General features: G+C 75.0%; 1 pseudogene. It reads right to left on the bottom strand.

Annotated features, from left to right (window positions below):
* Positions 1-144: pseudogene (locus tag AC0IVP_RS22245) on the bottom strand (malate:quinone oxidoreductase); the annotation flags it as partial.
* Between the last annotated feature and the right edge of the window lie 88 nt (positions 145-232).

Genomic DNA, 232 nt, shown 5'->3' with positions numbered 1-232 from the left:
GACCAGCTCGGGGTTGCGGTTGCGCAGGAAGAGCCCGGAGACCGGGAAGCCGCCGACGCCCTTGATCTCGGGGTTGTCGGCGCGCGGCAGCAGCGGCAGGGCGCCGCCGCCGGCCCCGACGAACACGAAGCCCGCGCTGACGGTGAACTCCTGGCCGCTGGGACGTCACCGCCCGGCACCACGCCAGCGGCCGTCCGCGGTGCGCTTGAGGTCCTGCACACCGGGACCAGCG

The sequence above is a fragment of the Klenkia sp. AC732 genome (assembly GCF_979256525.1).
This window is presented reverse-complemented; position numbering and strand designations above follow the sequence as displayed.